Annotated in this window: 21 protein-coding genes; 12 read left to right on the plus strand and 9 right to left on the minus strand. The window is 55.2% G+C overall.

Features of this window, described 5'->3' with window-relative positions:
* Positions 1 to 45: 45 nt before the first annotated feature.
* Both J0X19_RS19900 and aroB read right to left on the minus strand, forming a co-directional pair.
* Complete coding sequence (locus tag J0X19_RS19900; protein ID WP_206986181.1) at positions 46 to 1,263, minus strand: 3-phosphoshikimate 1-carboxyvinyltransferase; 1,218 nt, start codon at positions 1,261 to 1,263, stop codon at positions 46 to 48.
* Between the two features lie 119 nt (positions 1,264 to 1,382).
* A complete protein-coding gene (gene aroB, locus J0X19_RS19905) occupies positions 1,383 to 2,423 on the minus strand; it encodes a 3-dehydroquinate synthase (RefSeq protein WP_206986182.1) in 1,041 nt (346 codons plus the stop codon).
* Positions 2,424 to 2,553: 130 nt separating this feature from the next.
* Here aroB and J0X19_RS19910 point away from each other — a divergent pair, with 130 nt between their 5' ends.
* Positions 2,554 to 3,009 carry a hypothetical protein gene (locus tag J0X19_RS19910; RefSeq protein ID WP_206986183.1) on the plus strand — a complete coding sequence of 152 codons (456 nt, stop codon included), beginning with the start codon at positions 2,554 to 2,556 and terminating at the stop codon, positions 3,007 to 3,009.
* Positions 3,010 to 3,106: 97 nt separating this feature from the next.
* On the opposite strand, the gene J0X19_RS19915 is transcribed toward J0X19_RS19910, so the two are convergent.
* Positions 3,107 to 4,204, minus strand: a complete 1,098-nt coding sequence (locus tag J0X19_RS19915; RefSeq protein ID WP_206986184.1) for a chorismate mutase — start codon at positions 4,202 to 4,204, stop codon at positions 3,107 to 3,109.
* A gap of 161 nt (positions 4,205 to 4,365) precedes the next feature.
* Here J0X19_RS19915 and J0X19_RS19920 point away from each other — a divergent pair, with 161 nt between their 5' ends.
* The 6 genes from J0X19_RS19920 to lysS all read left to right on the plus strand — a co-directional run bounded on the left by J0X19_RS19920 (position 4,366) and on the right by lysS (position 12,590).
* Positions 4,366 to 5,556 carry a proline dehydrogenase family protein gene (locus J0X19_RS19920; RefSeq protein ID WP_206986185.1) on the plus strand — a complete coding sequence of 397 codons (1,191 nt, stop codon included), beginning with the start codon at positions 4,366 to 4,368 and terminating at the stop codon, positions 5,554 to 5,556.
* 182 nt (positions 5,557 to 5,738) lie between these two features.
* A complete protein-coding gene (locus J0X19_RS19925; RefSeq protein ID WP_317194797.1) occupies positions 5,739 to 6,041 on the plus strand; it encodes a hypothetical protein in 303 nt (100 codons plus the stop codon).
* A gap of 168 nt (positions 6,042 to 6,209) precedes the next feature.
* The gene (locus J0X19_RS25250) at positions 6,210 to 7,064 is read left to right on the plus strand and encodes a hypothetical protein (RefSeq protein ID WP_394369125.1); all 855 of its coding nucleotides are present in this window, start codon (positions 6,210 to 6,212) and stop codon (positions 7,062 to 7,064) included.
* Positions 7,065 to 7,385: 321 nt separating this feature from the next.
* Positions 7,386 to 9,536 (plus strand): carboxy terminal-processing peptidase, encoded by a 2,151-nt coding sequence (locus tag J0X19_RS19935; RefSeq protein WP_206986187.1) that lies wholly within the window; start codon positions 7,386 to 7,388, stop codon positions 9,534 to 9,536.
* A gap of 271 nt (positions 9,537 to 9,807) precedes the next feature.
* Positions 9,808 to 10,839 (plus strand): hypothetical protein, encoded by a 1,032-nt coding sequence (locus J0X19_RS19940; RefSeq protein WP_206986188.1) that lies wholly within the window; start codon positions 9,808 to 9,810, stop codon positions 10,837 to 10,839.
* Positions 10,840 to 11,024: 185 nt separating this feature from the next.
* Complete coding sequence (gene lysS, locus J0X19_RS19945; protein WP_206986189.1) at positions 11,025 to 12,590, plus strand: lysine--tRNA ligase; 1,566 nt, start codon at positions 11,025 to 11,027, stop codon at positions 12,588 to 12,590.
* Between the two features lie 558 nt (positions 12,591 to 13,148).
* On the opposite strand, the gene J0X19_RS19950 is transcribed toward lysS, so the two are convergent.
* Positions 13,149 to 13,502: a YtxH domain-containing protein gene (locus J0X19_RS19950; protein ID WP_206986190.1), complete on the minus strand. Its 354-nt coding sequence runs from the start codon at positions 13,500 to 13,502 to the stop codon at positions 13,149 to 13,151.
* Between the two features lie 168 nt (positions 13,503 to 13,670).
* Entirely contained in the window at positions 13,671 to 14,105 is a 435-nt protein-coding gene (locus J0X19_RS25030; RefSeq protein WP_206986191.1) for a CsbD family protein, read from the minus strand.
* A 341-nt stretch (positions 14,106 to 14,446) separates the two neighbouring features.
* Here J0X19_RS25030 and J0X19_RS19960 point away from each other — a divergent pair, with 341 nt between their 5' ends.
* Together J0X19_RS19960 and J0X19_RS19965 are read left to right on the plus strand one after the other, a co-directional pair.
* Complete coding sequence (locus J0X19_RS19960) at positions 14,447 to 14,683, plus strand: Kazal-type serine protease inhibitor domain-containing protein (RefSeq protein ID WP_206986192.1); 237 nt, start codon at positions 14,447 to 14,449, stop codon at positions 14,681 to 14,683.
* Between the two features lie 14 nt (positions 14,684 to 14,697).
* Complete coding sequence (locus tag J0X19_RS19965) at positions 14,698 to 15,069, plus strand: cupin domain-containing protein (RefSeq protein ID WP_206986193.1); 372 nt, start codon at positions 14,698 to 14,700, stop codon at positions 15,067 to 15,069.
* A gap of 24 nt (positions 15,070 to 15,093) precedes the next feature.
* Here J0X19_RS19965 and J0X19_RS19970 read toward each other — a convergent pair whose 3' ends face one another.
* Complete coding sequence (locus J0X19_RS19970; RefSeq protein ID WP_206986194.1) at positions 15,094 to 15,966, minus strand: hypothetical protein; 873 nt, start codon at positions 15,964 to 15,966, stop codon at positions 15,094 to 15,096.
* A 127-nt stretch (positions 15,967 to 16,093) separates the two neighbouring features.
* Between J0X19_RS19970 and J0X19_RS19975 the strand changes: the two genes are divergently transcribed.
* From J0X19_RS19975 to J0X19_RS19985, 3 genes are all read left to right on the plus strand, one after another.
* The gene (locus tag J0X19_RS19975; RefSeq protein WP_206986195.1) at positions 16,094 to 16,954 is read left to right on the plus strand and encodes a dienelactone hydrolase family protein; all 861 of its coding nucleotides are present in this window, start codon (positions 16,094 to 16,096) and stop codon (positions 16,952 to 16,954) included.
* A gap of 118 nt (positions 16,955 to 17,072) precedes the next feature.
* A complete protein-coding gene (locus J0X19_RS19980) occupies positions 17,073 to 17,486 on the plus strand; it encodes a DUF6756 family protein (protein ID WP_206986196.1) in 414 nt (137 codons plus the stop codon).
* A gap of 65 nt (positions 17,487 to 17,551) precedes the next feature.
* Entirely contained in the window at positions 17,552 to 18,649 is a 1,098-nt protein-coding gene (locus tag J0X19_RS19985) for a lipase family protein (RefSeq protein ID WP_206986197.1), read from the plus strand.
* A 113-nt stretch (positions 18,650 to 18,762) separates the two neighbouring features.
* Here the strand turns inward: J0X19_RS19985 and ilvA are convergent, their stop codons facing one another.
* The 3 genes from ilvA to ilvN all read right to left on the minus strand — a co-directional run bounded on the left by ilvA (position 18,763) and on the right by ilvN (position 22,094).
* Positions 18,763 to 20,031, minus strand: a complete 1,269-nt coding sequence (gene ilvA / locus J0X19_RS19990; protein ID WP_206986198.1) for a threonine ammonia-lyase IlvA — start codon at positions 20,029 to 20,031, stop codon at positions 18,763 to 18,765.
* Between the two features lie 156 nt (positions 20,032 to 20,187).
* Positions 20,188 to 21,255, minus strand: coding sequence for a ketol-acid reductoisomerase (gene ilvC, locus J0X19_RS19995; RefSeq protein ID WP_206986199.1), 1,068 nt, complete (start codon positions 21,253 to 21,255; stop codon positions 20,188 to 20,190).
* A 230-nt stretch (positions 21,256 to 21,485) separates the two neighbouring features.
* Complete coding sequence (gene ilvN, locus J0X19_RS20000) at positions 21,486 to 22,094, minus strand: acetolactate synthase small subunit (protein WP_206986200.1); 609 nt, start codon at positions 22,092 to 22,094, stop codon at positions 21,486 to 21,488.
* Positions 22,095 to 22,096 lie beyond the last annotated feature (2 nt).

Raw genomic sequence — 22,096 nt, forward strand, 5'->3', positions numbered from 1 at the left:
CTGCGCGAACTTCTGCGGGCTAAAGACTCCCGCACAAACCCAGCCTTATACCACGCTAAACCCCGCCTTTTCCAACTCCAGCCAGAATTGTGGGTACGACTTGCGAACCACTTGCGGAGAATCAACGGTAATGGGGCCGCGCAAGGCCAAAGGCGCAAAGGCCATAGCCATGCGGTGGTCGTGGTAGGTGGCTACGGTCTGGCCGCCTACATGAAATTCTTCCGTCGAAACCCGGAAATGGCCTTCTGCTTCCTCGGTCAGGAAGGCGCCGAAGTTGGCTAGTTCGGTTTGCAGCGCAAAAATCCGGTCGGTTTCCTTGATGCGCAGGCTTTCCAAGCCGGTCATTACTACCGGCACGTTCAGGGCGGCCGCCACTACGGCAACGGTTTGGGCTAGGTCGGGGCAGTCGGTGAAATCCTGGGTGAAACCACCGGTGGGCGCGGTTTGGGTGAGGCGGACACCATCGGCAAGAAATTCGGTGTCAACTCCCAGTTTGGCCATGATGTCGACGATGGCCTGGTCGCCTTGCCAGGAGTAGCGCCGCAACCCCGGCAGCGTGAGGTGCGAACCAGCCGGAGCCAGCGCCACCATTGCGTACCAGTAGCTCGCCGCCGACCAGTCGGATTCGATGGTATAATCGGCGGGCTGGTAGTGGCCGGGGCGCGCCTCAAGAGCTGTACCTAAGTCGCGGCAGTTACCACCGAAATGCTGCATCAGCGCCATTGTCATGCGGATATACGGGCGCGAACCCACCTTGCCAGTCAGCCAGAGGCGCAGGCCACCGGGCAGCATAGGCCCAATCATCAGCAGCGCCGAAATGTACTGGCTGCTGATGTCGCCGCGCACTTTCAGCTCAATCGGCTCATCTTCCTGAGTTGCGTTTTCATTTTGTGGCTCCGCAGCCTGCCAGCCCCGCAAGCGCAACGGCGGGTAGCCTTCTTCCTTCTCATAGCCAATGTCGGCCCCCAACTCCCGCAGGGCATCTACCAGAATCCCAATTGGCCGCTCCTGCGCCCGTGCGGTACCCGTGAGCAGCGCGTTGCGGTTGGTAACAGCCAGGTAAGCCGTTAGAAAACGCATGACGGTGCCCGCATCTTCGGCATCAACTTCCGTAGCTGCCGGATCGGCCAGCAGGCGCTGCATCAGTTGCGTATCATTGGCATCGGAAAGGTTGTCGAGTTGCCCGCCGCCGGCCAGTGCTTGCAGGATGAGGGCGCGGTTACTTTCGCTTTTCGAGGCGGGAAGCTGGGCCGTACCCCGCAATGGGCTACCGGGCCAGGTGAGTTGGATGGACGAGTTGATGGCAGTGAAGGTAAACTCTGAAGCGAGGCCTCAGTAATGAATTGATATGCAAAGGAAAGCTGTGGCGGCCATATGCCGCGCTACAAACGGTGGTAGTAACGCAACGAGTCGGCTATTTCTGCTACCGTTACTGGTTGGTTGTACACCCCGTACCCAATGCCTTTCAGCAAGGTACAATTGATAACGGAACCCGCGTTTTTCTTGTCCTGACGGGCGTATTCGGCAATAGCTTGCGTTTCCAGAGACACAAACTGCACCTTCTCGTACACCGAAAACAGGAAGGTTTCAATTTGGTCGAGTTCGGTTTCACTCAGCAGGCCGTGCTGCACACTCAGCCAGGCTTCACAGACCATGCCTGCCGCTACTGCCTCACCGTGCAGAATCTCGCGGCCGGGCTGTGCCAGCAAGAAGCTTTCCAGCGCATGCCCTACCGTATGCCCGAAGTTGAGCAGCTTGCGCGGACCAGCCTCCAGCGGGTCTTGCGCTACAATTTCCTGCTTTAGCGCCACCGAATGGCGAATGGTATCCGTCCAGTCGTCGATGAACACGCTGTTCACGCGCTGCTCCTGAAAAGCGGCTGCGTCGGCAATTAGGCCGTGCTTTACCACTTCGGCGTAGCCCGATTTCAGTTGGCGCGGGTCGAGAGTGGCCAGGAATTGCGGGTCGATGAACACGCCAGCAGGTTCCTGAAACACGCCCAAATGGTTTTTAAAGCCTTGAAAATCAACGCCAGTTTTGCCACCTACACTGGCATCTACCTGCGCTAGCAGCGTGGTAGGCACCTGCATAAACCGGATACCACGCTTGTAGAGCGCAGCACAGAAACCACCTAAATCGGTAACCACTCCGCCGCCCAGGTTCACTAGCACGGCAAACCGGTCGGCTTGCCGCTCCGTTAGTTTGTCCCACACTACCTCGCAGGTCGCTAGCGTTTTGGCGTCTTCACCAGCCGGAATTTCCAGCACCGTGTGGTTAGCCGGCAAGTGTGGCTGCAACAGCGGATAACACAAACGACCTGTGTTTTCATCAGCAAGCACAAAAACTTCGCTTACGGCTGGCTGGCGAAGCATTTCCGCTAATTCTGGCAAGGCATTTGCTCCAATCGACAAGATATTGTTCAATGCAAACTGGTTTAAAGAAAATTTAATAGAGAAGCTTCCCGTTTCGGTGTAAAAATAGCTTGCTTTGATGCAACTATCCGGGCTCGGAATCAATCATGCAGTTATAACAGCCTTTACGCACTATTTATTGATGTTATCCTTACCCTGCCGCTACGCATTTCCCGCCCTTCTGGCTGCTAGCTTGTTTACCAGTGCCTGCAACCGCGACTCAGTGCCCACCATGGAGCAGCAATTAGTAGGCCGCTGGGAATGGCAGCAGACATCTGGCAGCACCAATTCTGTATTAACTCCGGCTTCCACTGGTCATCAGCTAGTGGTAGTGTTCGACCGGCGAGGCCGGGCACGCTTCTACCAGGACGGTAACTTGCTGAGTGCCGCGGCCTTTACGGTACGGCATAAGCGCGGCGGCTTCCGGCGGCCGGGTCGCCACATTATCCAGTACCGGGGCTACGAAGGCACCCAATATTACTCTGTAACGGGTAATATCCTGTATTTGGAGGAAACGCGAGGCAAAGCTATCCGGCACAGCTATGTGCGCTTGCCTTCCGAAACCGAGCTTACCACCCTGAATCAGCCGCCAAAGTAGCCTCGATGGCCTCATTTAGGGAAAGCCCTCGTTCAGTTTAGGAGAAGCGTACAGCTAAGTACTTCTCTTAGACTAAACGAGGGCTTTTTCCTGCCTACTAATCAGGGCGTTGCATGATTTCGGTTTGTCGCCGGATGCTCTCAATATGAATCAGCTTGTAGAGCTCGGCAATAAACTTCTCGTTCACTTGCAGCTTACGCGCCCACGCTTGCCGCGACTCGAAAATCTCGTTCCAACGGTCCATTTGCAGGATTTTAACGTCGTTTTCCTTTTTATACTCGGCCAGCTCTCCTACCAGCGCCATCCGGCGAGCTAGGCCTTCCATTATTTCCCGGTCGGCTTCGTCCATCTTATTGCGCAGCTCTTCGGCCTTGTTCAGATACTCGGCGTTGTTGGAAGAGCGGTAGCGGAAATGCAGCTCGCTGATGATTTCCCCTAAACGGGCGGGTGTTACTTGCTGCGCCGCGTCGCTGAGGGCCTTATCAGGGTCGGGGTGAGTTTCAATCATTAGGCCGTCGTAGTCAAGGTCGAGGGCTTTCTGGGCAATGGGCAGCAGCAAGTCGCGGCGGCCGCCAATGTGGCTAGGGTCACAGATAAGCGGCAGCTGCGGAAAGCGGCTTTTCAGTTCGATGGGCAATATCCAGGTGGGCGCATTGCGGTAGCGTGAGGGCGCAAACGTGCTGAACCCGCGGTGGATAGCCGCCAAATCGGTGATGCCGGCGCGTTCCAGCCGTTCCAGTGCCCCGGCCCACAAGGCCACGTCGGGGTTCACGGGGTTTTTCACCATCACTGGCACCCCGGTACCGGCCAGCGCATCGGCCAGCTCCTGAATGGCAAACGGGTTGACGGTGGTGCGCGCACCAATCCAAAGCACATCAATACCATGCGCCAATGCTTCTTCTACGTGGCGCGGCGTGGCTACCTCCACGGTGGTTGGGATGCCGGTTTCCACTTTCACACGCTGCAACCACGGCAAGGCCACCGAGCCCATTCCCTCGAAACCGCCTGGCTTGGTCCGGGGCTTCCAGATGCCCGCCCGAAATAAATCCACCCGGCCCAACGCCTTCAGCCCGTGCGCGGTAGCCAGGACCTGTTCTTCAGTTTCGGCCGAGCATGGCCCGGCAATCAGCAACGGGCTGCCTTTGGCAACTAAACGGCTGGAAAAGAAATTTTCGGGAGTGGCAGAAGCAGGCATAGGGGAGGCAAAAAACCGAACGGCCGAAGCCACCCAGGCAGTGAATGAAAGCAGAAGAAACGATGTTCAACCGAGGAAGGCAAAGCGCATAACCTGATCCGTTGGAATCTTGTTTAAAGGCTACCTTTGTTTCTCAGTTTCCTCCGCCAAAGCTACGCCCTATGCCCATAACCCAAGCTCCACCCGTTTCATTTGATGACACCGCCGTAGCCTTCGCCTCGAAGTCGGACGCGGAGTTGCGCAAAATGTACGCGCTGTTTGCTTCCATGAACAACAATACGCTGGTGAAAACCGGTGGCGGCTTAATGAAAACCGCGTTGAAGTGGGGCATACCGGGCAGCAAATTTTTGATTAAGCATTCCATCTTCAATCAGTTTTGCGGCGGCGAAACCATTAAGGAGTGCATTCCCGTCATTGCCGAGCTAGGCCGCTACGGTATCGGCACCATCCTCGACTACTCGGTGGAAGGCGAAGGCAACGATAAAAGCTTCGACCATACCCGCGACGAAATATTGGCCACAATTGACCTGGCGCATCGGTCCACCCACATTCCATTTTCGGTGTTCAAAGTGACGGGGCTGGCCGACAGCGGTTTGCTGGAGAAAGTGCAGGCCGGCAAGCCCCTTACCCCAGCCGAGCAGGCCAGCTACGACCGGGCGCATGCCCGCATGGATGCCATTTGCCAGCGCGCCCACCAGTATGGCGTACGGGTGTTTGTGGATGCCGAGGAAAGCTGGTTTCAGCAAACCATCGACAATCTGGCTTACGAGATGATGCGCAAGTACAACCGCGAATCGGCCATCGTCTGGAATACCTATCAGCTCTACCGCCACGACCGGCTGGATGCTATTAAAGCTGCGCACGATGATGCCAAGCAAGGCGGCTACTACTTAGGCGGCAAACTGGTGCGCGGAGCCTACATGGAAAAAGAAGCTCGGGTGGCTGGCCAGCGTGGCTACCAAAACCCCATCAACCCCAGTAAGCAGGCCACCGACGACCTATACAATGAGTCGTTGCGGTATTGCGTGCAACACATCGACCGGATCAGCATTTGCGCAGGCACTCACAACGAAGCCAGCTCCAAGCTCCTGACCGAGGTGATGCAAGAATTTGACGTGCAGCCCGGCGACCCGCGCATTTGGTTTGCGCAGCTCTATGGCATGAGCGACAACCTCAGCTATAACCTGGCGCATGCCGGCTACAATACCGCCAAATATGTACCCTACGGCCCCGTAGACGCAGTTATGCCGTACCTGCTCCGCCGCGCCGATGAGAACACCGCCATTGCTGGCCAGAGCAGCCGCGAATTTTTGCTGATCCAAAAAGAAATAAGACGCCGCCAGGGCCGTTAGAGTTGGTTTTGCCAATCGGCACGGTTTTGGGTATCCGCCGCCCGTTGTTTTGGCACTTTGCCGAAACAGCGGGCTTTTTTTGTACTTTTCACACCCAACTCCCATTCTCACTGCCCATGTACGGCCGAATTCGCAGCCATTTAATTCGCTTTGCCCGCCATCAGGTAGGCACCATCAGCTACTTGAACCTTGTACAAGAAGCTGAACTGGGGCTCAACCTCGACATCTCACACGAGAAGGCCCGTTTGAACGAACTATTAGCCGAAATTTCGGAACAAGAGTACCAAGCCGGTCGGCCCATTATCAGCAGCCTGGTGAAAGTAGAGGGCTCCAAAGGCCAAGGGGACAACTTCTATAAGCTGTGCGAGCGACTAGGTATGGGCGAATGGCGCACCCTCAAGCAACAGGAAGACTTCCTGAAGAATCTGCGCCGCGAATGCCGCGCTTTCTGGCAGGATGAAACGAATTTCGAGCGTTTCGGATAAGGCAGACTACAGATGAGTTAGATGAACAGAGGTTTCGAGGAAGCCCTAATTTTATGTGTAACCTCTATAGGGGGGCCGCGTTTAGGTATCTACAAAGCGAGTTCGGGTGCCCTACTCTCCGAACTTGCTTCTTCCTTTCCCTCTTTTCATTTAATCTCTCTCAGTCTTATGAACACCAACGATTCGAATAACCCGACAAATACTGGTACTGGTTCAGGCTCTAACTATGGTACCGGCAATGCAGGTACTGGTTTCGGTAGCGGCGCAAGCTCCAATAGCAATTCCACTTCGGGTGGTAACCTGGGTAACTCCAGCACTGGCGATTCAAGCCTCCGCGCGGCTGACAGCGACGCTGCACACCATGACTATAGTGCAACCCAAAAAGGTGCTGCCGTAGCCGGTGGTGTTGGTGCCACTGTAGGTGCTGGAGTTGATGCCGTGCAAAACGCCGCAGGCGACGCCGCCCGCGCAGTAACCGGCAACGATACGACGTATGGCTCGTCTAACAAAGGCGGTATGATGACCGGCATGTTCCGTGACCGTGACAGCGCCGAGCGTGCTTATCAGTCGCTGTCGTCGCGCGGCTATACCAAGGACGATGTGAACCTGTTGATGTCGGATGACACCCGCAAAACCCACTTCGGCGACAATACGGCTGACACTGAGCTTGGCGATAAGGCCATGGAAGGTGCTGGCGTAGGTTCGGCCATTGGTGGTACTGCTGGTGCCGTGATTGGTGCCATTGCTGCCATTGGTACTTCGGTAGCGTTGCCCGGCCTGGGTCTGATCATTGCGGGTCCTATTGCAGCTGCCTTGGCTGGCGCTGGTGCCGGTGGTCTGACGGGTGGCCTGGTAGGTGCCCTAGTAGGCTCGGGTATTCCAGAAGAGCACGCCAAAGAGTACGAATCTGATATCCAGAATGGTGGTATTGTGATGGGCGTAAACCCACGCAACGACGAAGATGCTCGTTACTTCGAAGACGAGTTCCGCCGCAACAACGGCGACAAAGTACGTCGCTACTAATCTGACAATAAGCATTCTGTGAAAAGGCCCCTCCTTATACTAGGAGGGGCCTTTTTTTGTAGCTCTAGAATAGCTAAATTACTGCTTCTGCCAAAGAGGCTATTCTGCTGTTTGGCGCGCTTTTGGCTATACTTTCAAGCAGCCGCTTGCCTGATAGTTGCGTCTTGTGGTTTAGCGTTGTTTTCTGGAATAGCCCCGCATGTTGGGCACTTATTCGGCAGGATTCGGCGTTTTCCTCTTGAACTAGGGTGGCGACTATGTCGTAAAGCAGAGAACGGCATTCGCTTACATTTGATTTTCCTTCATTTCACTCGATTCTTCATGTCTTTCCCCCGAATCAAGATTGGCTTATATGCCGCGGTGGTGCTGGCAGTTTTCGTGCTGGCTTCCTACAAGCTCTACCGCCGTGGCGACTCACGGCCACCGCAGAAAGACGCTGTGCTTATCCAGGCCATGCTTTCCGGCCTGACCACGGCTCATTATCAACCCGAAAAACTCGATGATACCTTCTCGAAGCGGGTATTTGACTTATACCTGAAGCGCGTTGATTCCAACAAGAAGTTTTTGCTGGCTTCTGATGTTGCGCAGCTACGCAGCAAGTACCAAAACGATATTGATGAGGAAGTGAAGCGCGGCACCCATGAGTTCATGGACCAGACCAATATGCTCATCGACCAGCGCGTGAAAGACGTGCAGGCTCTGTACCGCGACATCTTGGCCAAGCCGTTCGACTTTACTACCGAAGAGACCTTTGAAACCGAGCCTGATAAAGCCAATTTCGCTGCCGACAAAGCTGCTCAGCGCGAAGAATGGCGCAAGTTTCTGAAGTACCAGACCATGGTGCGGATTTCGGAAATGATGGACACTCAGGCCAAGAAGAAGGATAAGCCGCTGGCTGCCACTTCTGTAACACCTTCTACTGCTACCACTTCCGAGCCCACCCGTACGCCGGCCGAAATGGAAGCCGAAGCGCGTAAACGGGTGCTGAAGTACTTCGACGACCAGTTCAACGACTTGTTGCAAAATGATGCCAATGACCGGCTGGCTATGTACGCCAACGTCATTGCCAACACCTACGACCCCCACACGGAGTATTTCGCTCCGCGCGATAAAGAAAGTTTCGATGTAGCCATGACTGGCCGCTTCGAGGGCATCGGTGCTTCGCTGCAAGAGAAAGACGGCCAGATTAAGATTACTGACATCATTCCTGGTAGTGCTTCGTATCGCCAGGGCGAACTGAAAGCTGGCGACATTATCCTGCGTGTAGCGCAAGGTGCCGATGAGCCTGTATCGGTGGAAGGTATGCGCCTTGACAAAGCTGTGTCAATGATTAAAGGCAAGAAAGGCTCTGAGGTACGCCTCACGGTTAAAAAGCCCGATAACAGCACCAAAATCGTTTCGATTATTCGCGACGTAGTGATTATCAAAGAAACCTACGCGCAGTCGGCCACCATCAATGAAGCAGGCAAAAAGATTGGCTACATCAAACTGCCCACCTTCTATGCCGACTTCAACGACAACGGCGGCCGCAGCTCGGCCGACGATGTGAAGAAAGAACTGGAGAAACTGAAGCAGGAAAACGTGCAAGGTGTGGTGCTTGACTTGCGCTTCAACGGCGGTGGCTCGTTGCAGGATGCCGTGGAAATGGCTGGCCTGTTCATCGACAGCGGCCCGGTTGTGCAAGTGAAAGGCCCACAAGGTGCTCCTACCGTTCTCAACGACCGTGACCCCCGCGTACAGTACAGCGGCCCGCTCGTGGTGCTGGTGAACAAGTACAGCGCTTCTGCTTCTGAAATTCTGGCTGCAGCTATTCAGGATTACAAGCGCGGCGTGATTATGGGCGCCGCCAGCACCTATGGCAAAGGCACCGTACAGCGCATTTTCGACTTGGATGATGCCCTACCGGCTGAATTCAACAGCATCAAGCCGTTTGGCTCTTTGAAGCTGACTACGCAGAAGTTTTACCGCATCAACGGCGGCTCCACCCAGTTCAAAGGAGTTGTACCGGACATCATTCTGCCGGATGCATACAGCTACCTCGACCAAGGCGAAAAAGAATCGGATTACCCACTGAAGTGGGACGAAATTACCCCGGCCCGCTACCGTCCGTGGGCGCAGGCTCCCGCTACCGACAAGCTGCGTACGGCCAGCCAGGCTCGTGTAGCTGCTAGCCCAAGCTTCCGCTTGGTGAATGAGTTGGCTCAGCGGATGCGCAAGCGCAAAGACGACACCAAAGTATCGTTGAAGTTGACGGCGTACCGTGCTGAGCAGCAAACCAACAAAGTGGAGTCGGATAAGTATGAGGCCGCTCAGAAAGCCGCTCAGCCTTTGGCCATTGCTCCTCTTTCAACTGATTTGCGCGCCTTAGGCAGCGACACAGTGGAAATCAACCGGGCTTCGCGCTTCACCAAAAACCTGAACAAGGACATCACGCTTCGTGAAGCTGTGTCAGTAGTGAAAGACCAGATGTAATTCCAAATTCAGTAGCAGGCACCTAAGTTCTTGCCACAAAAAAGCCTCGGTAGTTACTGCTGCCGGGGCTTTTTTTATGCTCAATCAAGTAGTAAACAAACACCCTCCGTATCGTTAGCAAATAGACTCTAAAAATAAATTGATGAAAATCCACATTTTCATCATAAACCATTGATTTACAACACTAATACTTATCATATATTTGCCCAATATTTTTAGCAAATAAGAACTAATACTATTACCTTCATGTTGAACTAGCATGACGACAGACATGGAAACTCCTATCATCCCGCTCGTGACGGACGAGCAGCAGAAGCTAGCTGACGAGACCTGGCGCAAGTCTATTCCGGCGCAGGTGTTCCTCAACTATTTCTTCGCCATCAACTACCACATTCAAGAGGCCGACGACGCTACTGGCGGCTTGCAGCATCTGCCTTTTTTCCGGGCCCACCAGGCCGAGCTGGTTGAAGCTGACTTAACGGCCGTGACCAAGCTGCTGCACTCCTGCTGGAGCACGGAGTATGCGTTGCGCTCCACGGCTGAGCTCGGCGACGAAGACTATCTGCGCAATGCGCTGCACTGGACCTTTCCGCAGGCTTACCACACCATTATGGCTGGCTTGCAGGCGTTCCTGTACACGGCCGGCGTACGTGGCAACAACCCATCGTTGGTGCGGCGTGAGGTAGGGCGGTTGGTTGTGCGCAATGCATATCCGCGGCCCGTGTCGTTCTATGCGGCTGGTGCCTACGGCGACTTTAGCATTCATCGGCTGCCGCTGGCGGGCTATAAGGCCGGGCTCAACATTGCCAGCAAGGAGATTGATGCCCAGGCCCAGATTGGTCAGTTCCTGCGCACTACGCGCAAGTTGAAGGCCACTGCTACCCGCCAGCAGATTCAGGCCAACCCAAATACGGCCATCCGCAGCCAGAAAACCGGTAAGGTGCTGGATAAATGGACGGCCGCTCACTGGCAGCAGATTACCTGGCGCCTGGGCTATACCACCATTTTCGACTTGCTGGGCCGGTTGCGCATTTCGCAGACCAGCCGCGAGATTGAGCGTTTCATTGAAGCCGAAATTGACTTCAAGCTGTTTCACCAGTCGCTGCTCAATATTGTAAGCTACCTCAACGGCATTCACGAAACCTACGTGGCCAAGGCCATTGGCCTGGAGCGGTATCAGCAGCTTGTTGATGAGTTGCCGAAGCACTTGCACCACGGCTTTGTAGAAGAGCGCCTGCGTACGCGCGTGCAGCCCACCATCACCGGCGAGACTCCTGCCCCGCAGATGGGTATTGCGGCTTAAGCGCCTCCCCTTTTTAGCAAATCTTACTCCATATACACGTAAGCGCCATCCCCTTGGGGTGGCGCTTTTTGCGTTCAGTAAAACCGGTGGGTGCAAGTACCTGTTAGGTTAGGCGCGCAGGCCGCGCTATTTTTGCGGCCTGACCATTCTGGCCCCGCGCGGGCCCTCTTTTTACGCCCTGCCCCATGCATCATCTTAGCGAACAGGAAATTATTCGTCGTGGCAAGCTCGAGGAGCTCCAGAAGCTCGGTATTGAACCGTATCCATCCGAGCTGTTCGACGTGAATTTCTACGCCCAGGAAATCCACGATAACTACCACCCCGAGCTGAACAACTTTCAGGACGTGAGCCTAGCGGGCCGCCTGATGTCGATTCGGGTGAAGGGCAAGGCCTCGTTTGCGGAGTTGCAGGATGCGTCGGGTCGGATTCAGCTCTACATCAACCGCGACGAAATCTGCCCCGGTGAAGACAAGGAGCTATACAACACGGTGTTCAAGAAGCTGCTGGACCTCGGCGACTTTGTGGGCGTGAAAGGCCACGTGTTCAAAACGATGGTGGGCGAAACGTCCATTCACGTTACGGGCCTCACGGTGCTCAGCAAAAGCCTACGCCCCCTGCCCGTAGTGAAAGAGCGCACCGACGAAGCTACCGGCGAAAAAGTAACCTACGATGCCTTCTCCGACCCCGAGCAGCGCTACCGCCAACGGTATGTGGACTTGGTGGTAAATCCGCACGTGCGCGAAGCCTTCATCAAACGGACTCAGTTGGTGCAGGCCATGCGCAACTACCTCAACGACAAGGGCTACTTGGAGGTGGAGACGCCAATTCTACAGCCTTTATACGGTGGTGCCGCCGCTCGGCCTTTCAAAACGCACCACAATACGCTGGACATGACGCTGTACCTGCGCATTGCCAACGAGCTGTACCTGAAGCGCCTGATTGTGGGCGGTTTCGATGGGGTGTACGAGTTCAGCAAGGACTTCCGCAACGAGGGCATGTCGCGCTTCCACAACCCGGAATTCACGCAGATGGAGCTGTACGTAGCCTACAAAGACTACTACTGGATGATGGACCTGGTAGAGGAAATGGTGGAGCGCGTGGCGCTGGCCCTGCACGGCCAAACCGAAGTGCAGGTAGGCGAAAACCTCATCAACTTCCAACGCCCCTGGAAACGCTACACCATGGCTGAGTCTATTGAGCACTTCACGGGCTTCAACATCGATGGCAAGAGCGAAGACGAACTGCGCGCAGCAGCCAAGGAACTGAAAGTAGGCCTCGACCCCAGCATGGGCAAAGCCAAAATCATCGACGAAATATTTGGGGAGCATGTGGAGCCCAAGCTGATTCAGCCGACGTTCATCACCGACTACCCAGTGGAAATGTCGCCGCTGGCGAAAAAGCACCGCAGCAAGCCGGGCCTGGTAGAACGGTTCGAGGCTATCTGCAACGGCAAAGAAATCTGCAATGCCTTCTCGGAGCTAAACGACCCCATTGACCAGCGCGCCCGTTTCGAGGAGCAGTTGGAGCTAGGCAAGCGCGGCGACACCGAAGCTATGGTGCTCGACGAAGACTTCCTGCGGGCTTTGGAGTACGGCATGCCGCCAACCGCCGGCCTGGGCATCGGCATCGACCGGCTGAGCATGATTATGACCAACTCCAACTCTATTCAGGACGTGCTGTTCTTCCCGCAGATGAAGCCGGAAAATACCAAATCGGAAAACGCACCGAAACCGGAAGAGCCAGCCGCCTAATCAAGCTGGCCGTAAATAGAGAAAGCCTCCCGCATAATACTGTGCGGGAGGCTTTCTATTTATAAGCGGCTAACTTTTAGCTGGCAGAACTACTTGAAGAAGCTTGCGATGAACAAGTACGATTTTACTAGTTGGTTGAGTTAACCACAACTAACCAGAAGCTCTACTGTCGGCAATTTTACTTCAAATGTGCTTACCAACTTCTTTCAAGCCGGTTATATAGTATTTAACGGTAGCGTTAAAATCAGGTTACGTATCGGTTGTTAATTTCTCGAAGAAACTTACCAACCAAATACCCCATAAAATCAGAAAGCCTCCCGCTAATTGAATGCGGGAGGCTTTCCTTTTGTACAACAAACTTACCATTCCAATCGGGTTCGAATGCAGAAGCTTGCGATGGGCAACTCCAGATTTTACTGCTGTTTGTTTGAACCACAAATAGCAGAAGCTCGGCAGCCGGCAATTTTACAACATTGAATTCTCCGATCTTCTTTTAAGTCGGTTATATAGTCTTTAACGGCGGCACTGAAAAGAGGTTACAATGCCTGCAAACTTTTTTTAAATTCCTTTGCCGTAGCCCGCCGAATGCCGAGCGTCGCCGCCAATGCCGTCGTAGTCGGAATCAGCATCAGCGCTATTCTCAGGAGAGTGAAGCGCGTCAAGCAGCACATCAGCGGCCGAACGGTCGGCTTGCTGCTTGGTGGTGCCGGGGCTTTGGTTGGTGAGAGAGTTGAAGCGGGATATACCGTCTTTAAACAGCTTGTCGAGGTCTTTCCCAAGCTTGCTGGCCGATTTCTTCAAGCCAGCTCGGGTTTCGTCGCCGGTTTCGGGAGCTAACAACAGGCCGGCTACGGCGCCAATGGTGGCCCCAGCTAGCAAGGAAAAAATCACTTTGCCTTTCGTATCTTCCATAAAACAGAGTAGTTGGGTGATGAGTACGTGGAGTAAACGGCTTGCTCAGACGCGGTGCCTGTAAGCGTAGCCGCTGCTACAATAACGATTTTCCTGAATATTGGTTAACAGAAACGCCCCTGCTCTCGTGTGAAAGCAGGGGCGTTTTTTAGGGCTTGTTGTTTCGGCCTACAGGTCGTTCAACAGTTTCACTACTTCGTTTTTGGCTTTGCCAAGCTTCTTCTGCAAACGGCCAACCAGCTCGTCGCCTTTGCCTTCGGCATACTCCAGGTCTTCGTCGGTGAGCTGGGCGTATTGCTGCTTCAGCTTGCCTTTGGCATCGTCCCAGTTGCCTTTCAGCTTCAGGCTGCTGCCGGCACCACCGATGCCCAAGTCTTCCAGCTTCTCAACGTAGCCTTTGAACTTCGCGTCCAAGTCTTCAGTGTATTTCGAGAACTGCTCGCCGAACTGGCCGCTATACTTCGTGGCGGCACTGCCGATTTTTTCGCGGGTGGCCTTGCCTTTGTCAGGAGCCATCAGCAAACCAGCAATGATACCAGCACCGGCACCGGCCAAAGCAGCGAGGAGAATTTTACCCGAGTTGTCTTCTTCGTGATACGACATGATGTAGGGAGAGAAAGGTGATGAATTGCAAATAGATGGCTACCGAATTACGGTTTTACCTTAAACGAACAACGGTTGCTCATCAGGTTTCAGCCATTATGAGCCTATTACGGAGCTTAGCGGCGCAGGTTTTCATTGGCAGCTAAAAAAGCTGTGCCTTGCAATATAGATGCCTTTTTATATAACCAGCAACGCTGGTATTCGCAGCAGCCCCAGCCAACCAGGCTACGTGGGTAGTAACTAAGTTGTATCTATTGCTCGGCCACTGTGCACCTGTACCTTGCTGCCCCCGTATGCCCTAAGCGGCTACATTCGTATTCCATTCTTTAGCTTTCTGCCCAATGAAACCCCTGCTGTTTTCACTGACTCTGTTGCTGGCTGGCGCCTGCCAGAACACCACTTCCACCAGCACCAAGCCCTGCATCGACCCCGCCAAAATCAGGACGGATGCCATGTGCACCATGCAGTACGACCCCGTATGCGGCTGCGACGGCAAAACCTACAGCAACGCCTGCGTGGCTACCAATGCCGGCGTTACCAGCTTCAAGCCCGGTGCCTGCCCCGACTCGCAAAAATAAAAACCACCTTATTTATGTCTGAGAAGCGTTATTTCCGTCAGTTGAATCCGTTTGTAGTGCCCACCACCGATGGCAAGCTCATTGAAGAGCATATTGGGTTGGCCAGCACCCAAACCGCCCAGTATAGTGTGGCCCACATGGTGGCTCCGCCGCAGTGGAGTGAGCCGCACCAAAGCCCGGAGTTTGATGAGGTAACGATTGTGGTGCGCGGCCGCAAACGGTTTGAAATTGACGGCGACATAGTGGAGCTAGGTGCCGGCGAATCGTTGCTAATAAAGGCTGGCGCGCGGGTGCGCTACTCCAACCCGTTTGATGCCGAGTGCGAGTATTGGTCGGTGTGCGTGCCGGCATTCAGCCCAGCCACTGTGCACCGGGAAGAGGAATAAAGCGCCCTCCCAAGCCTGGCGGCGCTATAGGTCGATGGCTGGCAGGCGCCACCGTCGGCCTTGCAGCTTGAGCAGGGTGCGCCGCCAGCTTGGTAGGTTGCGGTACGCCAGTTCCTGCTGGTGCAGCTGCGCGATATTCAACTGGGTTAGCTGTTTATACAGCACATCAAGCCCTTGGGAAGCATAGCGCTGCACCACTTGGGTTAGCACCGGCCTGATTTCCTTTAGGTTCCAGTAATGCAGCACGTACGGCGCAGCTTCCGCTATAGGCGCTTGGGTCTGGAACCACATACTGAAGGCCAGCTGCTCCATAATGTGCTTGTTGTAAGTGGCATACAGCTGCTCTCCCAGCTCCTTTATGCTGTCCAGCGCATGCGCGTCCTGGCTTGGGAAGCCGAGCACTCCGGAGTTGTAAAGCTTCGTGTCGGGGTCGATGGTGAGCGTGCGGCCGTTGACTTGCCAGTGCTTGCCGTGTAAGTGCCGGTAGATTTTCTGGCTTAGGTAATTACCCTGCGCCAACACTCCTTCGCAAACGTGCATGTAGCGCTGCCCGCGGGAAATGGCTTGGAAGACAGGCGCCGGATCTTGCTGCCAGATGGTATCCGTATCCACGAACAGCAGATTGCCGGGGTAGTGCTTGGCAGCGTGTTTCAGCACTTCAATCTTGAGCAGATACACCCGGCTGCCCCGCCACGCCTGCCATTGTTCGGGCGAGACAACCGGGTAGTGGATGTGGGGCTGCTCACCGAGTACGTGCTGGAACTCGGCTGGCTGATCGGTGTAGATCAGGATTTGCACGGGGGCGTGTTGCACCAGCCGCTGGTACGAAAGGATACTGTAAATGCCTTCATTAATCAAATCGGGCAGTCCGTAAGCCAGGTAAATCAGCGAGTTCATACGGCAAGCTACGCAATGGTTTTTTGACTACCCGATGCCAATGGCGCCGCACTTCCTTATGGCAAGTAGCCTTGCTCGGCTTTAACTACCTATATTTCAGCTACACTCTCACGCCTATTCCCGCCACATGGACCAGCGCATCATCAACCTCTTCGACGAGTACACCCATGCCCCCCTCAGCCGCCGCGAATTTCTGGACCGCCTGCACAAACTGACCGGCGGCGCGGCTATGGCTGCCGCCGCGCTGGCCGTGCTGGAGCCCGGCTACGCCCAAGCCGCCACCGTGCCCGAGCAAACCGACGACCTGCTGACTGAAGAAGTAACTTGGCCCGGCGACGCAGGCGTAACCATGAAGGGCTACCTGGTGCATCCGAAGAGCAAGAAGAAGCTGGGTGCCGTAGTGGTAATTCACGAAAACCGCGGCCTCACGCCCCACATCAAGGACGTAACGCGCCGCGTGGCGCAGGCTGGCTATTTGGCGTTGGGCGTTGATGCGCTGTCGGTATTTGGCGGTACGCCTGCCAACGAGGACGAAGGACGCACCCTGATTGGCAAGCTGGACAAGCAGCAGAACCTGAACAACTACCTGGCCGCCCTCACTTATCTGCGCGGCCGCAAAGACTCGAACGGCAAAACCGGCTGCGTAGGCTTCTGCTGGGGCGGGGCCATGGCCAACAGCCTCGCCGTAGCCGACCCCAAGCTCAACGCCGCCGTGGCCTACTACGGCACCCAACCCAAAGCCGAAGACGTACCCAAAATCAAAGCCACGCTCCTACTCCACTACGCCGGCCTTGATGAGCGGGTAAACGCCGGCAAAGACGCCTACGAAGCGGCCCTCAAAGCCAACAACATCAAGTACGAGCAGTACGTGTACGAAGGCGTCAACCACGCTTTCAACAACGACTCCTCCCCCGCCCGCTACAACGCCGAAGCCGCCAAACTCGCTTGGGACCGGACGCTGAAGCTGTTTAAGGAGAAGTTGGGGTAGGCGCACGGAACTGCTTGTAGACATTCTAAACGCAGTTCATGTAGGCAACAACAGTTGAGGCAGTGCAACGAAGCAGTTATACTATGCTACAAGCACGGTATGGAAAACATTGAAATCTATGTGGACGGTAGAAGGAGAAATTCAGAATGCGCTTGATATTCTTGAGCTTTCATCAGCCCACTTCAAGCGTTTGGATACTTTCACAGCGAAACAGATAGTAGAGCAGGCAAAAGCAAAATATGTAATTGGTAATCCTAGATCTTGGTGGCTCAGCTTGAAAGTACCTTACAAATCATACGAGTATGACTTATTCACTAATGACTTAAGTGAATATATTCCAGATCAAGAAACTGAATGTTATTGGATTCCTGAATCAGAGGAAGAATATCTTTCAGTTTATGACACGCGAATAAGTGTAATCCGCCAAGTATTAGAGAATACTCCATTTTTTGAATATTATGTATTGAGCAAAAAAATAGAGTGGCTTTTGATTGAAAACGACCACAATGAATTAATAGTAATTGTCGAATAATTGTATTCCTGTTATAAGAAGTGTTTACACCGACAACGCCAGGAAATTCAGTTAGCCACTCAGCCATGCAGAAACTACTCTCAGTATTTGGCTTACTGGTTCTGCTAGATAACACGCATCTATCGGCCAGGCCCCTGAAACCGGGGTTCGACAAGGCAGAGTATCTGGAGATGATTCGGCTGCACGCCCGCATTGCTGATACCGCCTTTTTCGGCAAGATTCCGCGACCGACCCGGTTTCGGATGGTGTACCGCTCGTCGGTGGTGGGGCTGAATAACCGCTGGGACTTGTGGACCAGCCCCGACTCAGTGGCGGTGCTCAGCATTCGGGGTACCACCCAAAACTCGGCGAGCTGGCTGGAGAATTTCTACGCGGCCATGCTGCCGGCCCGGGGCGAGCTACAACTCAGCAAAACGCGCACGTTCCGCTACGACCTGGCCACCAATCCGCAGGCTGCGGTACACGCGGGCTGGCTGCTGGGCATGGCGTATCTGGCCGACGATATTGTGGCGAAGATGGATTCCTGCCACCGCCGCGGCATCCGCAACTTCCTCGTGATGGGCCACAGCCAGGGCGGCGGCATTGCGTTTCTGCTGACTTCGCACCTGCGCAGTTTGCAGCGCCAGCAGAAACTGCCCGCCAACATCCAGTTGAAAACCTATTGCAGCGCCGGCCCCAAACCCGGCAACCTCTACTACGCCTACGAATACGAAGCTCAGACCCAGGGGCCGAACGGCGGTTGGGGCTTCAACGTGGTGAATACCGCCGACTGGGTGCCCGAGGTACCGTTTTCCATCCAAACCGTCAACGACTTCAACCCTACCAGCCCGTTTACCGGCGCCAAGGCAGCCATTGGCAAACAAAAGCTACCGCAGCGCCTGGTGTTGCACCACGTGTACAACAAGCTCGACCGGCCCACGCGCAAAGCGCAGCGCAACTTTCAGCGCTACCTGGGCACGATGGTGTCCAAGCAGGTGAGCAAGCAGTTGCCGGAGTATCAGGCCGGGGCTTTTTACCCCAGCAACCATTACGTCCGGGCGGGCCGACCGGTCATTTTATTGGCCGACGCAACCTACTACGGCCTCTACCCCAACGACCCCAAACAGGTGTTTCGGCATCATCTGTTCGAGCCTTACCTCTATCTAGCCGAGCGCCTACCGTAAGTAGCTCACGCTTAGAATCAGTACTAACTAAAAACGGAATCCAAACAGCCATACACTGTTCGGATTCCGTTTTTAGTTAGCGGTTGTCTTTATCCGCTGAAGACATTTTGCAGCTACACCAACAATGCTAGGAAATCCTGTTTGCCGTTCAGGTACTCGAAGCCAAAGCCTTCTTCTGCCATGCGGGCCTTGATGCCTTCGACGTCATGGGGTTGTCTGACTTCGACGCCGATGAAAACGGGGCCTTTTTCCTTGTTGTTTTTCTTGATGTACTGAAACTGGATGATGTCGTCACCCTCGTGCAGCACGTTGTTGACGAAGCGGCGGAGGGCGCCGGGAGCCTGATTGAAGGTGACCATGAAGTAGTGCTTCAGGCCCTGGTGCTGCATGGCGCGCTCCTTGATATCCTCCATGCGGGTGATGTCGTTGTTGGAGCCGCTGACCACGCACACCACCGTCTTGCCCTTGATTTGCTCCCGAAACTGGTGCAGCGCCGAAATGGTGAGCGTACCGGCCGGTTCAAGCACGATGCCTTCCTCGTTGTACATCTTCAGCAAGTCTTGGCAGATCTGGCCTTCGGGTACCAGCACTACTTCATCGAGCAGCTCGCGGCAGATTTCGTAGGTCAGCTGGCCGGGGCACTTCACGGCCGCGCCGTCCACGAAGCTGTCGATGCTGGCGAGGGCGGCGTGCTGGTTGCCGCGGATAGCCGAGTACATGGAGGGCGCACCCAAGGGCTGCACACCGATGAGCTTGGTAGTGGGGCTTAGCTGCCGAAATACGCTGGCCACACCCGAGGCTAGTCCGCCGCCGCCGATGGGCATGAAGCAGTAGTCGATGGGGACGGTGGCGGCTTTCAGGATTTCCAGACCGACGGTGGCTTGGCCTTCCACAATGGCGAGGTCGTCGAAAGGGTGAATGAAGGTGCTGCCCCGCTCGTCGCAGAACGCGCGGGCCGAGCGGAACGAGTCGTCGAAGCTGGCACCGGTGAGCACCACTTCCACGTATTCTTTGCCGAAGAGCCGCACTTTGTCCACCTTTTGGGCGGGCGTGGCGGCGGGCATGAAAATGTAGCCTTTCAAGCCGAGCATCTGGCAGGCGTAGGCCACGCCCTGCGCGTGGTTGCCGGCGCTGGCGCACACTATTTCCCGCTCGCCGCTAATGGGCGGCAGCGTGAGCATCTTATGGTAGGCGCCCCGAATCTTGTAGGAGCGCACCACTTGCAAATCCTCCCGCTTCAGCAGCACCGTCGCGTCGTAGGTGCGTGAGAGACCGTGGTTTTGCAGCAGCGGGGTTTTGTAGATGACGCCTTTCAGGTTGCGCGCGGCCTGCTCCACATTTTCCAGCGTGACGGCCAGCGGCGCGGCTACTTCCTTTTCCATGTTCTTCGTGTTTGATGTGCCAAACTGTAAGAGACGCGACACTTCGCGTCTCGTCGTTGCTGATGTCTGCACAAAAAGCATACTTGGCTTCGGCAATACGAATCGTTCAACGACGAGACGCGAAGTGTCGCGTCTCTACATTGGGTCAGTACGCTACTAGCTCAACTCTTCCACTTTTTCCGCGGCTTTCGAGCGGAGCTGGCGCACGGTAGCGCCGGTCTGCCACAGTTCGGAGTCGCGCACTTCTTTGAGTTCGGTTTCCAGCTCCGAGCGGTAGTTGGGCGTGGAACCGCGCTGAATGGTGCGCTCGGCTTCTTTACCGCTGGCTACGCTGTCGTACAGCTCGTTGAGGACGGGCAGGGTGGCTTCGCGGAACTTGCCTTTCCAGTCCAGGGCGCCGCGCTGCGCGGTTACCGAGCAGTTGCTGAACATCCAGTCCATGCCATTTTCGCCCACCAACGGCACGAGGCTTTGGGTGAGTTCTTCCACGGTTTCGTTGAAGGCTTCGGAAGGCGAGTGCCCGCGCTGCCGCAACACCTGGTACTGCGCTTCAATGATGCCCGCCAACGCGCCCATCAGCACGCCCCGCTCGCCGGTGAGGTCGGAGTATACTTCCTTCTTGAAGTCAGTTTCAAACAGGTAGCCCGAGCCAACGCCGATACCCATGGCTACTACTTTCTCGTAGGCTTTGCCCGTAGCATCCTGGTACACAGCAAACGACGAGTTGAGGCCACCACCGGCCACGAATAAGCGGCGCAGGCTGGTGCCGCTGCCTTTGGGCGCTACCAGAATTACGTCTACATCAGCAGGCGGGATGATGTTGGTTTGGTCGTTGAAGGTGATGCCGAAGCCGTGCGAGAAGTACAGCGTTTTGCCGGGCGTCAGCTTGGCTTTCAGCGTAGGCCACAGCGCAATCTGGCCGGCATCGGAGAGCAGGTTGCAGATGATGGTGCCGCGCTCGGCCGCTTCCTCAATCGAGAACAGCGTTTCGCCTTCCACCCAACCATCTTTCAGCGCCCGCTCCCACGACGGAGAATCTTCGCGCTGACCAACAATAACGTTGAACCCGTTGTCGCGCATGTTGAGCGCCTGGCCGGGACCCTGCACCCCATACCCGATTACGGCAATGGTTTCGTCTTTGAGAACGTCCAGCGCCTTTTCCAGAGGAAATTCCTCGCGGGTAACTACGGTTTCGTCTACTCCGCCAAAATTGATTTGTGCCATTTTGCTGTGGGCTATTAAAAGTGAATGTGTGTTGGTTTCTTTTTTCTAAACTGTCATGCTGAGCTTGTCGAAGCATCTCGCGTGCTGACGTTGCCAGACTATATCCGTCATGCTGAGCTTGTCGAAGCATCTCGCTCGAATCGTTGCTGTAGAAGGGGTTTACCACACTAGCGAGATGCTTCGGCTTCGTTGCACTGCGCTCAGCATGACGGTCTTTTATGTTGCATGTTCTACATCGTGAACACCTTGTCGCGGCTGTTGAGGTATTCGTTTTCGGCGGGCTCGGTGCTTGGCTCGCGGCGCTCAAACTCGCGGAGCTTGCTGTTGAACCCGTCGCTGGCTTTGATGATGGCGATGCGGGCGCTGCGCACAAACTCGATGAGGCCGTAGGGTTGCAGCACCCGGATGAGGTTGTCGGTTTCCTCACGGTGGCCGGTGGTTTCAAACACCGTATAATCCTTGCGAATCACCACGGCGCGGGCGCCGTTTTCGCGGAGCAGCCGCTCCACAATGGCCTTTTCGGCAATGACATCAGTGGGCACTTTGTAAAGCGCCATTTCCTGCCAAATCACGTCGGCGTTGGTGTTGTAGTACACCTTCAGCACTTCGATTTGCTTCTCAATCTGCCGGGCCAGCTTGCCAACTACTTCCTCGGTTTCGTTGATGACGATGTTGAAGCGGTGAATGCCCTCGATTTCGGAAGGCGACACGTTGAGGCTCTCGATGTTGATTTTGCGGCGCGAGAAAATGATGGCAATGCGGTTCAGCAGCCCCACTTGGTTTTCCGTGTACGCCGTAATGTTGTATTCCTGCCGGTCGATGGATGCTTGCTGACTCATGA

The sequence above is a fragment of the Hymenobacter telluris genome (assembly GCF_017313265.1).
Classification (GTDB): Bacteria; Bacteroidota; Bacteroidia; order Cytophagales; family Hymenobacteraceae; genus Hymenobacter; species Hymenobacter telluris.

Coding starts and splice junctions, on each gene's coding strand:
- J0X19_RS19910 (WP_206986183.1), top strand. CDS start 2,554: ATGTTATCCTTACCCTGCCGCTACGCATTTCCCGCCCTTCTGGCTGCT.
- J0X19_RS19915 (WP_206986184.1), bottom strand. CDS start 4,204: ATGCCTGCTTCTGCCACTCCCGAAAATTTCTTTTCCAGCCGTTTAGTT.
- J0X19_RS19920 (WP_206986185.1), top strand. CDS start 4,366: ATGCCCATAACCCAAGCTCCACCCGTTTCATTTGATGACACCGCCGTA.
- J0X19_RS25250 (WP_394369125.1), top strand. CDS start 6,210: ATGAACACCAACGATTCGAATAACCCGACAAATACTGGTACTGGTTCA.
- J0X19_RS19935 (WP_206986187.1), top strand. CDS start 7,386: ATGTCTTTCCCCCGAATCAAGATTGGCTTATATGCCGCGGTGGTGCTG.
- J0X19_RS19940 (WP_206986188.1), top strand. CDS start 9,808: ATGGAAACTCCTATCATCCCGCTCGTGACGGACGAGCAGCAGAAGCTA.
- lysS (WP_206986189.1), top strand. CDS start 11,025: ATGCATCATCTTAGCGAACAGGAAATTATTCGTCGTGGCAAGCTCGAG.
- J0X19_RS19950 (WP_206986190.1), bottom strand. CDS start 13,502: ATGGAAGATACGAAAGGCAAAGTGATTTTTTCCTTGCTAGCTGGGGCC.
- J0X19_RS25030 (WP_206986191.1), bottom strand. CDS start 14,105: ATGTCGTATCACGAAGAAGACAACTCGGGTAAAATTCTCCTCGCTGCT.
- J0X19_RS19960 (WP_206986192.1), top strand. CDS start 14,447: ATGAAACCCCTGCTGTTTTCACTGACTCTGTTGCTGGCTGGCGCCTGC.
- J0X19_RS19965 (WP_206986193.1), top strand. CDS start 14,698: ATGTCTGAGAAGCGTTATTTCCGTCAGTTGAATCCGTTTGTAGTGCCC.
- J0X19_RS19970 (WP_206986194.1), bottom strand. CDS start 15,966: ATGAACTCGCTGATTTACCTGGCTTACGGACTGCCCGATTTGATTAAT.
- J0X19_RS19975 (WP_206986195.1), top strand. CDS start 16,094: ATGGACCAGCGCATCATCAACCTCTTCGACGAGTACACCCATGCCCCC.
- J0X19_RS19980 (WP_206986196.1), top strand. CDS start 17,073: ATGTGGACGGTAGAAGGAGAAATTCAGAATGCGCTTGATATTCTTGAG.
- J0X19_RS19985 (WP_206986197.1), top strand. CDS start 17,552: ATGCAGAAACTACTCTCAGTATTTGGCTTACTGGTTCTGCTAGATAAC.
- ilvA (WP_206986198.1), bottom strand. CDS start 20,031: ATGGAAAAGGAAGTAGCCGCGCCGCTGGCCGTCACGCTGGAAAATGTG.
- ilvC (WP_206986199.1), bottom strand. CDS start 21,255: ATGGCACAAATCAATTTTGGCGGAGTAGACGAAACCGTAGTTACCCGC.
- ilvN (WP_206986200.1), bottom strand. CDS start 22,094: ATGAGTCAGCAAGCATCCATCGACCGGCAGGAATACAACATTACGGCG.